This window comes from Pseudoalteromonas sp. AWM4_233, assembly GCF_056158285.1.
The window spans coordinates 3,837,250-3,853,476 of the sequence record NZ_JBSWSZ010000001.1; the positions used below are offsets into that span (position 1 = coordinate 3,837,250).

The 16,227-nt window shown below is 44.1% G+C and carries 13 protein-coding genes and 3 rRNA genes; 12 read left to right on the plus strand and 4 right to left on the minus strand.

What is annotated here, in order from left to right:
- The first annotated feature begins 1 nt into the window (after position 1).
- The 5 genes from dprA (at position 2) to hemF (ending at position 3,717) form a co-directional block, all read left to right on the plus strand.
- On the plus strand, positions 2-1,099 hold the full coding sequence (gene dprA / locus ACXAC4_RS17435; RefSeq protein WP_475163860.1) for a DNA-processing protein DprA: 1,098 nt from the start codon (positions 2-4) through the stop codon (positions 1,097-1,099).
- 2 nt (positions 1,100-1,101) lie between these two features.
- Complete coding sequence (locus ACXAC4_RS17440) at positions 1,102-1,575, plus strand: DUF494 family protein (RefSeq protein WP_058028302.1); 474 nt, start codon at positions 1,102-1,104, stop codon at positions 1,573-1,575.
- A gap of 89 nt (positions 1,576-1,664) precedes the next feature.
- Positions 1,665-2,231, plus strand: a complete 567-nt coding sequence (locus ACXAC4_RS17445; protein ID WP_475163866.1) for a DNA topoisomerase family protein — start codon at positions 1,665-1,667, stop codon at positions 2,229-2,231.
- Entirely contained in the window at positions 2,231-2,800 is a 570-nt protein-coding gene (gene tsaC, locus ACXAC4_RS17450; RefSeq protein ID WP_475163870.1) for an L-threonylcarbamoyladenylate synthase type 1 TsaC, read from the plus strand. Before ACXAC4_RS17445 ends, tsaC begins: the two co-directional genes overlap by 1 nt.
- 2 nt (positions 2,801-2,802) lie before the next feature.
- Complete coding sequence (hemF, locus tag ACXAC4_RS17455; RefSeq protein WP_058028308.1) at positions 2,803-3,717, plus strand: oxygen-dependent coproporphyrinogen oxidase; 915 nt, start codon at positions 2,803-2,805, stop codon at positions 3,715-3,717.
- 76 nt (positions 3,718-3,793) lie between these two features.
- Here the strand turns inward: hemF and ACXAC4_RS17460 are convergent, their stop codons facing one another.
- A complete protein-coding gene (locus ACXAC4_RS17460) occupies positions 3,794-5,404 on the minus strand; it encodes a methyl-accepting chemotaxis protein (RefSeq protein WP_475163874.1) in 1,611 nt (536 codons plus the stop codon).
- A gap of 100 nt (positions 5,405-5,504) precedes the next feature.
- Positions 5,505-5,963, minus strand: a complete 459-nt coding sequence (locus tag ACXAC4_RS17465; RefSeq protein WP_058028310.1) for a group II truncated hemoglobin — start codon at positions 5,961-5,963, stop codon at positions 5,505-5,507.
- A 23-nt stretch (positions 5,964-5,986) separates the two neighbouring features.
- Between ACXAC4_RS17465 and aroE the strand changes: the two genes are divergently transcribed.
- Positions 5,987-6,805, plus strand: coding sequence for a shikimate dehydrogenase (gene aroE / locus ACXAC4_RS17470; protein ID WP_475163883.1), 819 nt, complete (start codon positions 5,987-5,989; stop codon positions 6,803-6,805).
- A gap of 1 nt (position 6,806) precedes the next feature.
- Positions 6,807-7,046 (plus strand): DUF1488 family protein, encoded by a 240-nt coding sequence (locus ACXAC4_RS17475; protein WP_138483213.1) that lies wholly within the window; start codon positions 6,807-6,809, stop codon positions 7,044-7,046.
- On the opposite strand, the gene ACXAC4_RS17480 is transcribed toward ACXAC4_RS17475, so the two are convergent.
- The gene (locus ACXAC4_RS17480; protein WP_475163887.1) at positions 7,029-7,571 is read right to left on the minus strand and encodes a gamma carbonic anhydrase family protein; all 543 of its coding nucleotides are present in this window, start codon (positions 7,569-7,571) and stop codon (positions 7,029-7,031) included. The two genes, ACXAC4_RS17475 and ACXAC4_RS17480, sit on opposite strands and share 18 nt — an antisense overlap.
- A 573-nt stretch (positions 7,572-8,144) precedes the next feature.
- Between ACXAC4_RS17480 and ACXAC4_RS17485 the strand changes: the two genes are divergently transcribed.
- The 5 genes from ACXAC4_RS17485 to ACXAC4_RS17505 all read left to right on the plus strand — a co-directional run bounded on the left by ACXAC4_RS17485 (position 8,145) and on the right by ACXAC4_RS17505 (position 15,685).
- Positions 8,145-9,677 (plus strand): 16S ribosomal RNA (locus ACXAC4_RS17485).
- 256 nt (positions 9,678-9,933) lie between these two features.
- A 23S ribosomal RNA gene (locus tag ACXAC4_RS17490) occupies positions 9,934-12,814 on the plus strand.
- Positions 12,815-12,932: 118 nt separating this feature from the next.
- A 5S ribosomal RNA gene (gene rrf, locus ACXAC4_RS17495) occupies positions 12,933-13,046 on the plus strand.
- The 16S, 23S and 5S rRNA genes sit together here, the layout of an rRNA operon.
- Before the next feature lie 763 nt (positions 13,047-13,809).
- Positions 13,810-14,463, plus strand: coding sequence for a methylamine utilization protein (locus ACXAC4_RS17500; protein WP_475163889.1), 654 nt, complete (start codon positions 13,810-13,812; stop codon positions 14,461-14,463).
- Positions 14,456-15,685 (plus strand): hypothetical protein, encoded by a 1,230-nt coding sequence (locus tag ACXAC4_RS17505; RefSeq protein ID WP_475163892.1) that lies wholly within the window; start codon positions 14,456-14,458, stop codon positions 15,683-15,685. Before ACXAC4_RS17500 ends, ACXAC4_RS17505 begins: the two co-directional genes overlap by 8 nt.
- Before the next feature lie 51 nt (positions 15,686-15,736).
- Here ACXAC4_RS17505 and ACXAC4_RS17510 read toward each other — a convergent pair whose 3' ends face one another.
- Positions 15,737-16,189: a c-type cytochrome gene (locus tag ACXAC4_RS17510; protein ID WP_475163894.1), complete on the minus strand. Its 453-nt coding sequence runs from the start codon at positions 16,187-16,189 to the stop codon at positions 15,737-15,739.
- Between the last annotated feature and the right edge of the window lie 38 nt (positions 16,190-16,227).

Genomic DNA, 16,227 nt, shown 5'->3' on the forward strand with positions numbered 1-16,227 from the left:
TATGGCAACACTTTCGCAGTTACAAGGATTGATACTGTATTTAACAAAAGGGCTGGGCAGTGCAACGCTCTCAGCCATAGAAAGCAAAATAGATCTTGTTAAGTTATTTGACTTACCCCCTGATGAACTCATAGCGCTCGGCATTAAGCCCACCATCGCAGAGCAAATAGCCCATCCCGATTTAAGGCGTATAGAGCAGCTCCAGAAGTTTTGTGAACAACAAAATATTCAAATTATTCATGCCGAGCATAAAGCTTATCCAAAATTACTTAAGCAAACCTGTCATGCGCCTTTAATACTTTTCTGCAAAGGTAAAATTGAGTTACTCAATGAGCCGCAAATTGCCATTGTGGGAAGCCGTAACGCTACAACGCCTGGGTTGGAATGTGCCTCTGAATTTGCCTATCAGTTAACGCGTTCAGGTATAACGGTCACCTCAGGTATGGCTATGGGCATAGATGGGGCGGCGCATAAAGGGGCGCTCGCTGGAAACGGTAATTCCATTGCTGTGTTAGGCACAGGTGTCGATGTGGTCTATCCAAAGCGGCATAACTATTTATATCAGCAACTGGCTGAGCAAGGGCTGGTTATCAGTGAGTTTTTACCGGGTACGGTGGCAAATCAACACCATTTTCCAAGGCGAAACAGGATTATTTCGGGGTTGTCGCTAGGCACTTTAATTGTTGAAGCCGAGATAAAAAGCGGCTCTTTAGTCACAGCAAAGTATGCGCTCGAGCAAAATAGAGAGGTGTTTGCGATACCGGGTTCTATCAGAAATCCGCTGGCAGCAGGGTGTCATCACCTGATAAAACAAGGGGCAAAGTTAGTAGAAAGCGTGGCTGATATTTTAGAAGATGTGAGCTTTTTGCCAAATAACGGTCTATATAATATAGAAAGGGTAGAAAATGCCCCAATAGAAGACAGTAAGGAGAATTGCCCTGTATTAAAGAGTCTTGGTTTTGAAGCGGCCAGTGTCGACGTCATAACCCATAGGACTCAATGGCCAGTAGAGAAAGTATTAGCACGACTACTGGATCTCGAACTCGAAGATAAAGTCGCCCGCACTGCGGAAGGCTACATAAAATTAGCGAGGGGTTAATCATGTTTGATATTTTAATGTACTTATTTGAGAACTATATCCATTCTGAATCGGATATTTTTGTTGAACAAAACGAATTAACTGACGAGCTATTACGTGCTGGTTTTAATCAAGATGAGATTTACAAAGCCTTGGATTGGCTGGAGCAATTAGCAGATTTACAACATAGCGATGAAATTCCTTACTTAAATGCGACGGCCGATAAAGCCATTCGTATTTATACCGAAGAAGAGTGCCAACTTCTGGATGTTGAAAGCCGTGGCTTTTTAATGTTTGTTGAGCAAGTTGGTGTGATTGATAGCACAACACGTGAAATGGTCATCGACCGATTAATGGCCCTTGAAAAGGCTGAGATCAGTCTAGATGATTTAAAGTGGGTGATCCTAATGGTGCTCTTTAATGTGCCAGGTAAAGAGCAAGCCTATGCGCAAATGGAAGATCTGATCTTCGATGAGCCCACGGAGTACTTGCACTAGACGTACTTTTATTGATGCACAATACTTGACCCTAACTTTAGCACGGTTATATTAGGCGCAATTCAAACCGAGCTAAGTGGGTGGCATGTATGAGTAAGATTGATCATTCTTTATTTAATGCTGATAAACATGCATTAGAAAAGGAATATGAAATTTGTCCTAAATGTGGCTCTGAGCTGGTGATGAAGCACAGCAAGAATGGGCCATTTCTGGGCTGTGCCAGTTACCCTAAGTGTGACTATATTCGTTCTCTCGCCCAGCATGATAATCACGACATCAAAGTACTCGACGATTCCCCTTGCCCTGAGTGCGGTGAACCATTAGTTATTCGTAACGGCCGCTATGGTATGTTTATTGGGTGCACCGGATACCCTGCCTGCCATTTTATTGTGCATGAAGACGAGCCCGAAGAAGAAGGTTTACCAAACTGCCCTAAGTGCAAAAAGGGTAAGCTCGTTGTTCGTAACAATAAATTCGGTAAACAATTTTACTCATGTGATGCCTACCCAAGTTGTAAGTACAGTTTAAATCAACACCCAGTCGACGAAACTTGCCCGCAATGCGGTTGGGGGGTGATGGTTGAGAAATCTCGTGGCGATAAAGCTGTGTTACAATGTCCGCAGAAATCCTGCCAACATAAAGTAGAGAGATCATAGTGAGCCATGAACAACAAACCAGCAAAGATACGCCTGAAGCTGTATTGCGTGCTGGTGGCGTAATTTGTTATCCAACAGAAGCTGTGTATGGTCTTGGTTGTGACCCTGATAATCACAGTGCTGTGCAGCGTATTTTGGCGTTAAAGCAAAGAGCAGAAGAGAAAGGGCTAATTTTAATTGCCGATAATTTTGCTCAGCTTTTACCTTATGTTGATGAAAACAAAATTCCAATGGATAAACGCGCTGAGATTTTTTCTTCGTGGCCAGCAGCCATTACTTGGGCTCTGCCTGCCAAGGCTTCAACCCCTAAATGGTTAACGGGCGCTCATTCAACAATCGCGGTGCGTGTTAGTGCACACCCGGTGGTGAAGCAGCTTTGTCAGCAATTTGGGAAGCCGCTGGTGTCGACCAGTGCAAACATTGCAGGGCAACAACCAGAAGCAACACTAGACAAAGTAAAAGTGGTATTTAACGATCAAATCGACTTTTATGTTGAAGGGGCACTTGGTGGTGAGATCAAACCAAGTCAAATTAAAGATGCCTTTACCACACAGCTAATTAGAGAGTAAGCATGTCAAAAGTAAATTTAGAAACAGTCAAAGCCTTCTTATTACAATTACAAGACACAATTTGTGCAGGCCTAGAACAAGCTGATGGTAAAGCGAAATTTGTTGAAGATGCGTGGGAAAGAGCGGAAGGCGGCGGTGGTCGTACCCGTGTTATTCGTGATGGTGACGTAATCGAGCAGGGCGGTGTTAACTTCTCTCACGTATTTGGTGCGTCAATGCCCGCTTCGGCAACTGCACATCGCCCGGAATTAGCGGGTCGTAGCTTCCATGCATGTGGTGTGTCTTTGGTTATTCACCCTAAAAACCCACATATTCCTACGAGTCATGCCAATGTGCGCTTTTTCATTGCTGAAAAAGAAGGCGAAGCACCTATTTGGTGGTTTGGTGGTGGTTTTGATTTAACACCTTTCTATCCTGTATTAGAAGACGTTAAGCATTGGCACCAAGTCGCAAAAGACTTGTGTGATCCATTTGGTGATACTGTTTATAACGACTATAAAAAGTGGTGTGACGAATATTTTTATTTAAAACACCGTGGTGAAACCCGTGGCGTAGGTGGTCTTTTCTTTGATGATCTCAATGAGTGGGGGTTTGAGAAGAGCTTCGACTTTATGCAAGCAGTGGGCAATGGTTTCTTAGATGCCTACTTACCAATCATTGAAAAACGTAAAGACACGCCAACGAATGATGCGCAGCGTCAATTCCAGCTTTATCGTCGTGGTCGCTATGTTGAATTTAACCTAGTGTGGGACCGTGGTACCTTGTTTGGCTTACAAACCGGTGGTCGTACTGAGTCAATTTTAATGTCGATGCCACCATTGGCGCGTTGGGAATATGACTTCACACCAGAAGCCGGCTCATTAGAAGCCAATTTATATGAATCTTACTTAAAGCCAAGAGACTGGTTAAGTCTTTAACTTCAGAGCTTGAATAGCAGTCCATAAAAAAACGGCGCTCGAGTGAGCGCCGTTTTTTTATAAAAGAAGCTTATTATTAATCGACTTTAAAGCTGCGCACTTGCTCATCCAAAGAGCGCGCTAATGTCAGGAGTTCTTCACTGACTTGTTTACTGCGGTGCGCATCTTTTAAAGATTCTTCCGCGTTATCACGAATACCAATGACGCTGTGATTAATTTCTTCTGCTGCCAGGTTTTGCTGCTCTGTGGCATCGGCGATTTGTACGTTTAAGTCATTAATCTCATGCATCTGATTTGAAATATCTTTTAATGCCTGTGCGACTTTTTTCACTTGTAAGGCTCTGTCATCCGCTTCTTCACAAGATGCACTCATCGCCTGAACGGTTTGCGCTGCTTCGCTTTGCAGTTTTTCAATGGTGCGCTTTATTTCATCCGTAGAGTCATGAGTACGAGTTGCCAGCGTTCTTACTTCATCGGCAACCACTGCAAAGCCTCGACCTGCTTCACCCGCTCGTGCCGCTTCGATTGCTGCGTTAAGTGCTAGCAGGTTAGTTTGCTCTGCAATACTACTGATCACTTCAAGTACTTTACCCACTTCAAGGGTTTGGTTTTGTAATTGACTAACTTGCTCTGCGGCTTGGCGAACATCCTGCGCAAGTTGATTAATACTTGCTTCGGTGTGCTCTGCAACGGCCATGCTTTCTTCTGCTAGATGATTACTTGAATCCGACTTTTCTGAGGCAAAATGTGTAGTATTCTTAACTTCGCTTGATGAGCTCTCTAATTCATTAATCGCAGCGGCAACTGAATCTGTGCCTTGCTTTTGCGCTAAGATGGCTTGCTCTGTTGTATCTGCTGAGTTGTAAATACTCTCTGCCGAGCGAATGAGCACATGAGAAGAATGGGAGACTTGTGCCATATTTTCTTTAAACGCGGTCATCATTTTATTGAAGTTCGTCGCTAAACGCCCAAGCTCATCGTCAATATCATCATCAATACGCAGACTTAAATCTTTATTCTGTGTAGCAAGGCGCATGGTGCGACCAAGCATTTTCAGGCGTACAATAAATAGCTTTCTAAATAGCATGCCTAAAATGACAAACGCCGAGATAAAAATGACCGACAGTAATCCAGTGCTTAACCAAGTATTGCTGGTCACTGTGTTATCAATGTCTTTTAATGAGTAACTTATACGAACAACCCCTAATACATCGCCTTCTTTAGCCATGTGGCAACCTAAACAGTTTGTGCCTTTATAGTCACTGCTGGCTATCATAGGTCTAAGAAATGTCATCACACGCATATCATCGCGTTGTTCAATCACTAAAGTTTCTTTACCTCTTAGTGCATCACGCTCAGCATCAGTAGTTGGTGCTTGGTTGGGGTTGCCTGGACCGTAAAGTTTATTGATTAACTCTGCTCGAATGATATGGGCGTCTTCGATGCTAGGATGAGCACGTAGTTTTTCACTGAGTATTTCACGGTTGGCCATAGTGCCGGTAAGCATCATGGTATTAATAGAATCAAAGTAGTTATCGGCTAATAACTTGATATTCTCTGCGACGGTCTCTTGAGCAAGCTTTTGTTGCTGATCTGAGCTACTCCAAATACTGGCAATGAGTACAAGTACGCCCGTTATCGCTAAAAGTGCATAAATTTTATGTTGTATCGATTTCACAGTAATCATTCAATCTCACTCATATGTCATTCCATTATGCAGCTTTTAGAGATAAGGGGATTGATTCAGCGCAAATGAGCCACAGCTAATTTAACAATTGATTAATAGTTTAGTCCTTATTTATCATATGTGTGGCTAATTGCTCGAAAGATTTTCTTAGTCCCACCCTCAATAGAGGGTTATCCACTTCAATTTCGAGTGCTTTATTCATGCAAAACATCCATTGATCTCTTAAGTCTTTATCTATTGAAAAAGGCATATGGCGTTTTCGCAGCATAGGGTGCCCGTATTTCTCAACAAATAAATCAGGGCCACCTAGCCAACCGGATAGAAACTCAAAAAAGACTAAACGTATTCTATCTAGAGGTTGTGGATGCATGTCATATAGCGGTTTCGCGTATTCTTCTTCTGCCATTACATCGTAAAAGCGATCCGCTAAGGCTTTAACACCTGCTTCCCCACCTAAAATTTCATAAGGTGATTTTTCTACCGTTGGGGTTTCGTGCATATTACTCTCTTGTTCTTTACTTGCATCTTTGTTGAAGATGCGTTTAATTAGCTGCTTCATAAACTATTCACTGGGCTTATTTAATGGGTAAATTCGCGGTATTTGGTAATCCGATAAAACATTCTAAATCGCCACAGATCCATAGGCAATTTGCAGAGCAGTTTTCAACGCAAATAGATTATCAAGCTTTGCTGTCGCCATTAGATGAATTTGAAGCATTCACACAAGACTTTTTCACAAACAAAGCGGGCGAGGGAGCCAATGTCACCTTGCCTTTTAAAGAGCGTGCGTTTGAGCTGGTGGATGAACTCACAGAAAGAGCACAGTTAGCGGGAGCTGTGAATACAATTAAGAAGTTAGATGATGGTCGGTTACTCGGTGATAATACCGATGGCGCTGGGTTAGTGGCTGACTTAATTCGAAATGAATGCAAACTAGATGGCGCATCTGTATTACTTATTGGTGCGGGTGGCGCAGCAAGAGGGTGTATTTATCCTTTACTGCAAGCAGGGGTGAAAGACATCACCATTGCGAATCGCACCAAAGAGAAAGCTGAGATATTGGCCGAGCAGTTTTCTGCTTATGGTCATGTGCAAGGGGTTGGCTTAGACGAGGTGTCCGATTCGACTTATCAAGTGGTGATTAACTCGACATCATCGAGTGTTACTGGAGAACTTCCAAATATATCGGAGGCTGCTTTTACACAATGTCACCTTGCCTATGATATGTTTTATAGCAATGAGCAAACTAGCTTCTTGAAGTGGGTCGAGTCTATTAACTCAAATACCAAGTTAGTAGATGGAATTGGTATGCTAATAGGGCAGGCTGCAGAAGCATATTATCTTTGGCAAGGTGATATGCCTGAATTAACACCGGTAATAAATACATTTGCTAAGGGCTAACATGAATCAAGCAATCTTATTTAATGATGATGCGAGTTTTAATGCGACTCAGCAAAGAATAGAGTTTACTGCTATGAATTCTGGTTTAATCATTCGTTGCTGTGTTGCATTTGAAGGAGAAGAGGCGACAGCGCTAGCACACTTTGCAGAGCATCAATTTGATTATGAAATGCAAGCTGAGGCGCTTATCGAAGAAGAAAGCTACTCAGCAGAAGGGGAAGTATTACTTAGCCGAGTCTGACTCTGCTAAGTAATCATCTTTTAACTCAACATAATTGAGCGCCGATATTTTCAAGAAGGCTAATTCTGAGTCAGTTAACGGACGCGATTGTTTCACCGGGCTACCTACATATAAATAGCCTGATTCAAGTTTCTTATTAGGTGGCACTAATGCACCGCCACCAATGATGACATCATCTTCGACAATCGCATTGTCCATCACGATAGCACCCATGCCTACTAATATACGGTTACCAAGCTTACAGCCATGTAGCATTACTTTATGACCTACTGTCACATCATCACCGATAATAAGCGGGTAACCATCAGGATTGTTGGCGCTCTTACGCGTTAAATGAAGTACGCTACCATCTTGTATATTAGTGCGCTCACCGATTTGTATATAGTTAACATCTCCTCGCGCTGCAACTAGAGGCCAGACACTACTATCTTCACCTATAGTGATATCACCGACTAAAACGGCTGATTCATCAACATAGACCGACTTTTCCAATTTAGGATAGATCCCTTTATAACTTCTTATCATTTGTGTAGAGCCCCGAGTTTTATTGAGATGTTATTTATGCTTTGTAATTAGTGTAGAGTCAAAGCGAGCAATTTACCATGGCTTAAAAATAGCAGTTAACACTCAGGAGTGACCAAAATTACAACATTAAAGTACCAAAAATAGGAGTTTCGTTCAAAATACACGCGAACAGTCAGTTTTTTGCATTTTTCTTTAAAAAAGGGGTTGCGTAATTTTCTGCTCTCCCTATAATGCGACCCCACTGACACGGGGCGAGACGCTGAAAAGCAAATCAAAGCGATGTCGAGTCAAATAAAACTTAATCTTTAAAAACTATTTAAAATTAAGTGTTGACATAAAAAGTGAAGTCGTTATTATGGCGCTCCACTTCGCAGCAAGGCTGCGGTAACTCATCGAGTTACACTGTTCTTTAAAAATATGAAGCAATCATCTGTGTGGGCACTCGTACAGATTGAGTTCTAACAGCTCTTGATTCAGGAGCAAAAAAATTTAGAGTCTCAATTTCTTATGAGTGACTATATAGTCAATTTATACAGAATTCATTGAGCACGAATCTTCGGATTCAAAAACTTTTAATTGAAGAGTTTGATCATGGCTCAGATTGAACGCTGGCGGCAGGCCTAACACATGCAAGTCGAGCGGTAACATTTCTAGCTTGCTAGAAGATGACGAGCGGCGGACGGGTGAGTAATGCTTGGGAATATGCCTTAGGGTGGGGGACAACAGTTGGAAACGACTGCTAATACCGCATAACGTCTACGGACCAAAGGGGGCTTCGGCTCTCGCCCTTAGATTAGCCCAAGTGGGATTAGCTAGTTGGTGAGGTAATGGCTCACCAAGGCGACGATCCCTAGCTGGTTTGAGAGGATGATCAGCCACACTGGAACTGAGACACGGTCCAGACTCCTACGGGAGGCAGCAGTGGGGAATATTGCACAATGGGCGCAAGCCTGATGCAGCCATGCCGCGTGTGTGAAGAAGGCCTTAGGGTTGTAAAGCACTTTCAGTAAGGAGGAAAGGTTAGTAGTTAATACCTGCTAGCTGTGACGTTACTTACAGAAGAAGCACCGGCTAACTCCGTGCCAGCAGCCGCGGTAATACGGAGGGTGCGAGCGTTAATCGGAATTACTGGGCGTAAAGCGTACGCAGGCGGTTTGTTAAGCGAGATGTGAAAGCCCCGGGCTCAACCTGGGAACTGCATTTCGAACTGGCAAACTAGAGTATGATAGAGGGTGGTAGAATTTCAGGTGTAGCGGTGAAATGCGTAGAGATCTGAAGGAATACCGATGGCGAAGGCAGCCACCTGGGTCAATACTGACGCTCATGTACGAAAGCGTGGGGAGCAAACGGGATTAGATACCCCGGTAGTCCACGCCGTAAACGATGTCTACTAGGAGCTGGGGTCTTCGGACAACTTTTCCAAAGCTAACGCATTAAGTAGACCGCCTGGGGAGTACGGCCGCAAGGTTAAAACTCAAATGAATTGACGGGGGCCCGCACAAGCGGTGGAGCATGTGGTTTAATTCGATGCAACGCGAAGAACCTTACCTACACTTGACATACAGAGAACTTACCAGAGATGGTTTGGTGCCTTCGGGAACTCTGATACAGGTGCTGCATGGCTGTCGTCAGCTCGTGTTGTGAGATGTTGGGTTAAGTCCCGCAACGAGCGCAACCCCTATCCTTAGTTGCCAGCGATTCGGTCGGGAACTCTAAGGAGACTGCCGGTGATAAACCGGAGGAAGGTGGGGACGACGTCAAGTCATCATGGCCCTTACGTGTAGGGCTACACACGTGCTACAATGGCGCATACAGAGTGCTGCAAGCTCGCGAGAGTTAGCGAATCACTTAAAGTGCGTCGTAGTCCGGATTGGAGTCTGCAACTCGACTCCATGAAGTCGGAATCGCTAGTAATCGCGGATCAGAATGCCGCGGTGAATACGTTCCCGGGCCTTGTACACACCGCCCGTCACACCATGGGAGTGGGTTGCTCCAGAAGTAGGTAGCTTAACCTTAGGGAGGGCGCTTACCACGGAGTGATTCATGACTGGGGTGAAGTCGTAACAAGGTAGCCCTAGGGGAACCTGGGGCTGGATCACCTCCTTAACGATTTAGAACAGATTTGTTCGTAGTGTCCACACAGATGATTGTTAGTTAGCTTTATAGCTAATTAATATTGCTCTTTAAAAATTTGGAAAAGCTGATAATTAATTCTTTTAGAAGAAATTCTAAAAAGAGTTTTCAAAAGTAAAACAATGCCGATAAACATTCATTTGTTTATTAGCGTCTACTTTAGTATTCAATATTAACTTCTGGCGAAGTTAAAACTGTCTTTGACGATACAAACCATTTTGGGTTGTATGGTTAAGTGACTAAGCGTACACGGTGGATGCCTTGGCAGTTGGAGGCGATGAAGGACGTACTAACTTGCGATAAGCCTAGTCAAGCCAGTAAGAGGCGCTTGAGACTAGGATTTCCGAATGGGGAAACCCACCTGTTTACAGGTATCGTTAACTGAATACATAGGTTAACGAGGCGAACGCGGAGAACTGAAACATCTAAGTACCCGTAGGAAAAGAAATCAACCGAGATTCCGAAAGTAGCGGCGAGCGAAATCGGACTAGCCCTTAAGCTTTAGTGTAGTTAGTGGAACATTCTGGAAAGTTTGACGATACAGGGTGACAGTCCCGTACACAAAAACTTATCTAAAGTGAAATCGAGTAGGTCGGAGCACGTGAAACTTTGACTGAATATAGGTGGACCATCATCTAAGGCTAAATACTCCCAACTGACCGATAGTGAACCAGTACCGTGAGGGAAAGGCGAAAAGAACCCCTGTGAGGGGAGTGAAATAGAACCTGAAACCGTGTACGTACAAGCAGTAGGAGCCCTTCGAGGGTGACTGCGTACCTTTTGTATAATGGGTCAGCGACTTATATTTTGTAGCGAGGTTAACCGTTTAGGGTAGCCGTAGCGAAAGCGAGTCTTAACTGGGCGTTGAGTTGCAAGGTATAGACCCGAAACCCGGTGATCTAGCCATGGGCAGGTTGAAGGTTGAGTAACATCAACTGGAGGACCGAACCCACTAACGTTGAAAAGTTAGGGGATGACCTGTGGCTTGGAGTGAAAGGCTAATCAAACCGGGAGATAGCTGGTTCTCCCCGAAATCTATTTAGGTAGAGCCTCGGACGAATACTTACGGGGGTAGAGCACTGTTAAGGCTAGGGGGTCATCCCGACTTACCAACCCTTTGCAAACTCCGAATACCGTAAAGTAATATCCGGGAGACACACGGTGGGTGCTAACGTCCATCGTGGAGAGGGAAACAACCCAGACCGTCAGCTAAGGTCCCAAAGTGTATGTTAAGTGGGAAACGATGTGGGAAGGCTAAAACAGCTAGGAGGTTGGCTTAGAAGCAGCCATCCTTTAAAGAAAGCGTAATAGCTCACTAGTCGAGTCGGCCTGCGCGGAAGATGTAACGGGGCTAAACATACCACCGAAGCTACGGCTGCATACTTTGTATGCGGGGTAGGGGAGCGTTCTGTAAGCGGCTGAAGCTCAATTGTAAAGTTGGGTGGACGTATCAGAAGTGCGAATGCTGACATGAGTAACGATAATGCGGGTGAAAAACCCGCACGCCGGAAGACCAAGGGTTCCTATCCCATGTTAATCAGGGTAGGGTAAGTCGACCCCTAAGGCGAGGCTGAAGAGCGTAGTCGATGGGAAACGGGTTAATATTCCCGTACTTGGAATAATTGCGATGGGGGGACGGAGCAGGCTAATCAAGCATGGCGATGGTTGTCCATGTGAAAGGCTGTAGGCTGGTGACTTAGGAAAATCCGGGTCGCTAAGGCTGAGAGTCGAGACGAGCTACCACGGTAGTGAAGTTGATGATGCCCTACTTCCAGGAAAAGCCTCTAAGCTTCAGATTATTTCGAATCGTACCCCAAACCGACACAGGTGGTCAGGTAGAGAATACTAAGGCGCTTGAGAGAACTCGGGTGAAGGAACTAGGCAAAATTGTACCGTAACTTCGGGAGAAGGTACGCTCCTATCTGTGATGAGATTTACTTTCTAAGCGGACGGGAGCCGCAGTGACCAGGTGGCTGGGACTGTTTATTAAAAACACAGCACTGTGCAAAATCGTAAGATGACGTATACGGTGTGACACCTGCCCGGTGCCGGAAGGTTAATTGATGGGGTTAGCTTAGGCGAAGCTCTTGATCGAAGCCCCGGTAAACGGCGGCCGTAACTATAACGGTCCTAAGGTAGCGAAATTCCTTGTCGGGTAAGTTCCGACCTGCACGAATGGTGTAACCATGGCCACGCTGTCTCCACCCGAGACTCAGTGAAATTGAAATCGCAGTGAAGATGCTGTGTACCCGCGGCTAGACGGAAAGACCCCGTGAACCTTTACTACAGCTTGGCACTGAACATTGAGCCTACATGTGTAGGATAGGTGGGAGGCTTTGAAGTGGCGTCGCCAGATGTCATGGAGCCATCCTTGAAATACCACCCTTGTATGTTTGATGTTCTAACATAGGTCCCTTATCGGGATTGTGGACAGTGCCTGGTGGGTAGTTTGACTGGGGCGGTCTCCTCCCAAAGAGTAACGGAGGAGCACGAAGGTTGGCTAAGTACGGTCGGACATCGTACGGTTAGTGTAATGGTAGAAGCCAGCTTAACTGCGAGACAGACACGTCGAGCAGGTACGAAAGTAGGTCATAGTGATCCGGTGGTTCTGAATGGAAGGGCCATCGCTCAACGGATAAAAGGTACTCCGGGGATAACAGGCTGATACCGCCCAAGAGTTCATATCGACGGCGGTGTTTGGCACCTCGATGTCGGCTCATCACATCCTGGGGCTGAAGTCGGTCCCAAGGGTATGGCTGTTCGCCATTTAAAGTGGTACGCGAGCTGGGTTTAGAACGTCGTGAGACAGTTCGGTCCCTATCTGCCGTGGGCGTTTGAGAATTGAGAGGGGCTGCTCCTAGTACGAGAGGACCGGAGTGGACGAACCGCTGGTGTTCGGGTTGTGATGCCAATTGCATTGCCCGGTAGCTACGTTCGGAATCGATAACCGCTGAAAGCATCTAAGCGGGAAGCGAGCCTCGAGATGAGTTCTCACTTTAACTTTAAGTTAACTGAAGGGCCGTTGGAGACTACAACGTTGATAGGCTGGGTGTGGAAGTGTAGTGATACATTAAGCTAACCAGTACTAATTACCCGTGAGGCTTAACCATACAACGCCAAAGTGGTTTTAGCTAAGAAGCTAATATGAACTAGAGTAGAAGTTTTAGAAATTATCAGATTTTTTCCAGATTTTAAGTTAATTGCGAAAGCGATTAGCGCACCGAATTTCCTGGTGACTATAGCGTTTTGGAACCACCTGACCCCATGCCGAACTCAGAAGTGAAACGAAACAGCGTCGATGATAGTGTGGGCTTCCCATGTGAAAGTAGAACATCGCCAGGGCCTAATTAAAGAAACCCGTTGCAGAAATGCAGCGGGTTTTTTGCTATGTGCAGAATTTTTGCATCGATATGTAAGAGTCTCAGCGCTTGTTAAAATGGATTAATTCACCTTGCGCAAAAGAAGCGCTCTCACTGCGTTCGCAGTCGCTAATTTTGCACGATAGCGTCGATGATAGTGTGGGCGCGGCCAGCCTGGCTTCCCATGTGAAAGTAGAACATCGCCAGCAAAGGTTGCCCCAGGCAATTAAAGAAACCCGTTGCAGAAATGCAGCGGGTTTTTTGCTATGTGCAGAATTTTTGCATCGATATGTAAGAGTCTCAGCGCTTGTTAAAATGGATTAATTCACCTTGCGCAAAAGAAGCGCTCTTACTGCGTTCGCTGTCGCTAATTTTGCACCATAAGCGCAAGGTGAAGTGAGCAACTTTCACCGTACTTAATCTAGACGCCCTCAACTCCAGCTAAACTAGTTTATCTCACCTTGCGCGAAAAGAATGTAAGCGCTGCGCGCTTGTCATAAACCTTTCGCACTATACTTGCGTAAAAAGAGCGGGTTCACTTCGTTCACTGTCGCTAGCCTTTTACACCTTTCTTGCGCAAGGCAAATGTACTCGCCTTGCACGCCGTCATTAACTTTGCACCATATTTGCACTTTTAATGAATAATAAAATTTAATAACTCGGTCATCTGTGTGTATGCTTAATTTATATAGTTAGAGGCTGCTATACACTAAGGGTATAAGCACTCAAAAATATGGAACATTTAGATGAAATACAGCAAACTGAAGTTTCTCTTTAGCTTAGCTTTATGCTTTGCCACACACTCTCAGGCATTTGAAGTTATAGTCAAAGACAAAGCCGGCAACCCTTTAACTAATGCTGTTGTGTGGCTTGAAGGTGATTTATATAAACCTAAAGCAGAGCAAGTTTCTGATATGTTTAGTATGGGGCAAAAAGATAGAGCTTTTACTCCCCATATCTTGGTTGTGCCAACTGGCGCTAAAATTGAATTTCCTAACTTCGACTCTATCTTGCATCATGTTTATTCCTTTTCGAAGCCAAAGCCATTTGAATTAAAATTATATAAAGAAACGCCTAAATCAGAGATTGTTTTCGAGAATAATGGTGTTGTTGAGTTAGGGTGTAACATTCATGACTGGATGTTAGGCTATATATTGGTTGTCGATTCTGGCTACTTCGCGCTGACGGACAAGCAAGGTCGAGCAAATATTGCATTATCTCCCTCCCAAATTGGTAAAGCACAATTACATGTTTGGCATGAACGTTTTGAGAAGCTAGAGGCAAGTGAGCAAGTAGAAGTACAGCTGAGTTCTCATTCTCAAAAAGAAACCTATAAAGTAAAGCAAACTCTTATGGAAGCTTTCGACTTTGCAGTGGATGAAAGTGATGGTTATGAATAAAGTTATTTCTGGACTGCTAGGTTTAAGTTTTTCTTCGGTTACTGTTGCAAGCAATATTCAAACAAAGTTTGAGGGCCAGATAGACGCAAGTTTTGACTCGGGCTCTGATTCCGTGAGTTGGTTAGATAAGGGCTGGGGGACAACTCGATTTGGTAAACACGATGATAAACTCTCAATATCTCGTGCAGCTTTAGCTGGTCGAGTAGATTTTGCAAATAGTTGGTCCCTCTTTGGTGTGGCACAATATGTTCCAAATCCAAAAGCCGCTTTAGGCTTTACCGAAGCCTATCTTCAGTATCAACCGATTGCTAAGGGGTATCAAGTATCAGCTAAAATTGGTGCTTTTTATCCAAAAATGTCTCTTGAAAACACGGGTTTTGCATGGTCATCACCTTATACATATAACTATTCTGCTTTGAATGCTTGGTTAGGTGAAGAAGTTAGAGCCATTGGCTCTGAATTAACAATAAAGCGCCCAGCCAGAAGGTTTAGAAGCAAGTACGATGTAAGCTTTCACACAGCTGTTTTTAAGGGAAATGATCCTGCTGGAACCTTGATTGCTTGGCGAGGCTTACTTCCTCATGACAGACAAACACATCTAAATGAACGAATAGGTTTTGCATCACTGTATTCATTGCAGAAGCCACAGCTTGCAAAACAATGGCAGTACTCAGATCCGTTTCATGAAATAGATGGTCGCTTTGGTTTTTATGCAGGTGTGCATTTAGACTATTTGAAAAAGCATAGCCTTAGAGTTTACTGGTATGACAATAATGGTGACCCTGCTGCGATAAATGAAGGAATTGGTCAATATGCTTGGGATACCAATTTCTTATCAATAGCTTGGAAGAGCAAGCTGTCTAGTCAAACACATCTTTTGGTGCAAGCAATGTCAGGCTCAACGGCAATGGGCCCAGGTAGGGGGGTTGATAATGATTTTCGTAGCTGGTTCGTTTTATTAAGCCATAAATGGAAAACATATCGATTCTCGGCTCGCTTAGAAAAGTCTGAGGTTGTTGATAAGGATCATTGGGTATTTGATCCGAATGCCAGTGACAACCAAGCGCTCACGTTACATATCAATCGTTCTATAAATGATAATTTGAAGCTTGGTATAGAGTGGTTATATTCAGATAGTTGGTTGAGTTATCGATATAAAAGCGGATTACCACTAAATGTTACTGATAAAGTTTGGCGTGTTGCGCTAAGTTATAAGTTTTAATTTTAAAGGCAGCACGGAATACTTATTTAATAAAGTATTCCGTGCTTTTTATTAGTCTTTAAATGACTTATGGCAATCCTTACAGCCTTTAGCCCAATTTCTAAATGCAGGGCCGATTTCTTTTTTATCCCCTGATTGAGCTGCTACAGCAAGTGCCTTAGCATACTTTGCAAATTGTTCCGCTTTCTTGTCAAACGTTGCACGGTCAGACCAAATAGCAGGTAAAGCGCCGGTATCGCCTTTTTGTGAATCTGCAGTAAATGCTTCCCATGGCATACTTGAAAGAGCAGCTGCACTATCAGCTCTCTGCTGAAAGCGTTTTGCATCAAAAGGTACTTTACCTTTTAACATGTCACCCATATCGCCAATTTGATAACGAATAAGCTGAAAGGTTGCTTTGCGATATTCAATCGCGTCTTCTGGTTTTTCAAACATAGATTGTGCATTTGCTTGTAAAGAAAATGCACCAACTAACGCTGCTGCTAAAAGAAGAGTCTTTTTCATGATTTGCCCCAAAAAATTAGAATCCATTCTTTTTACGT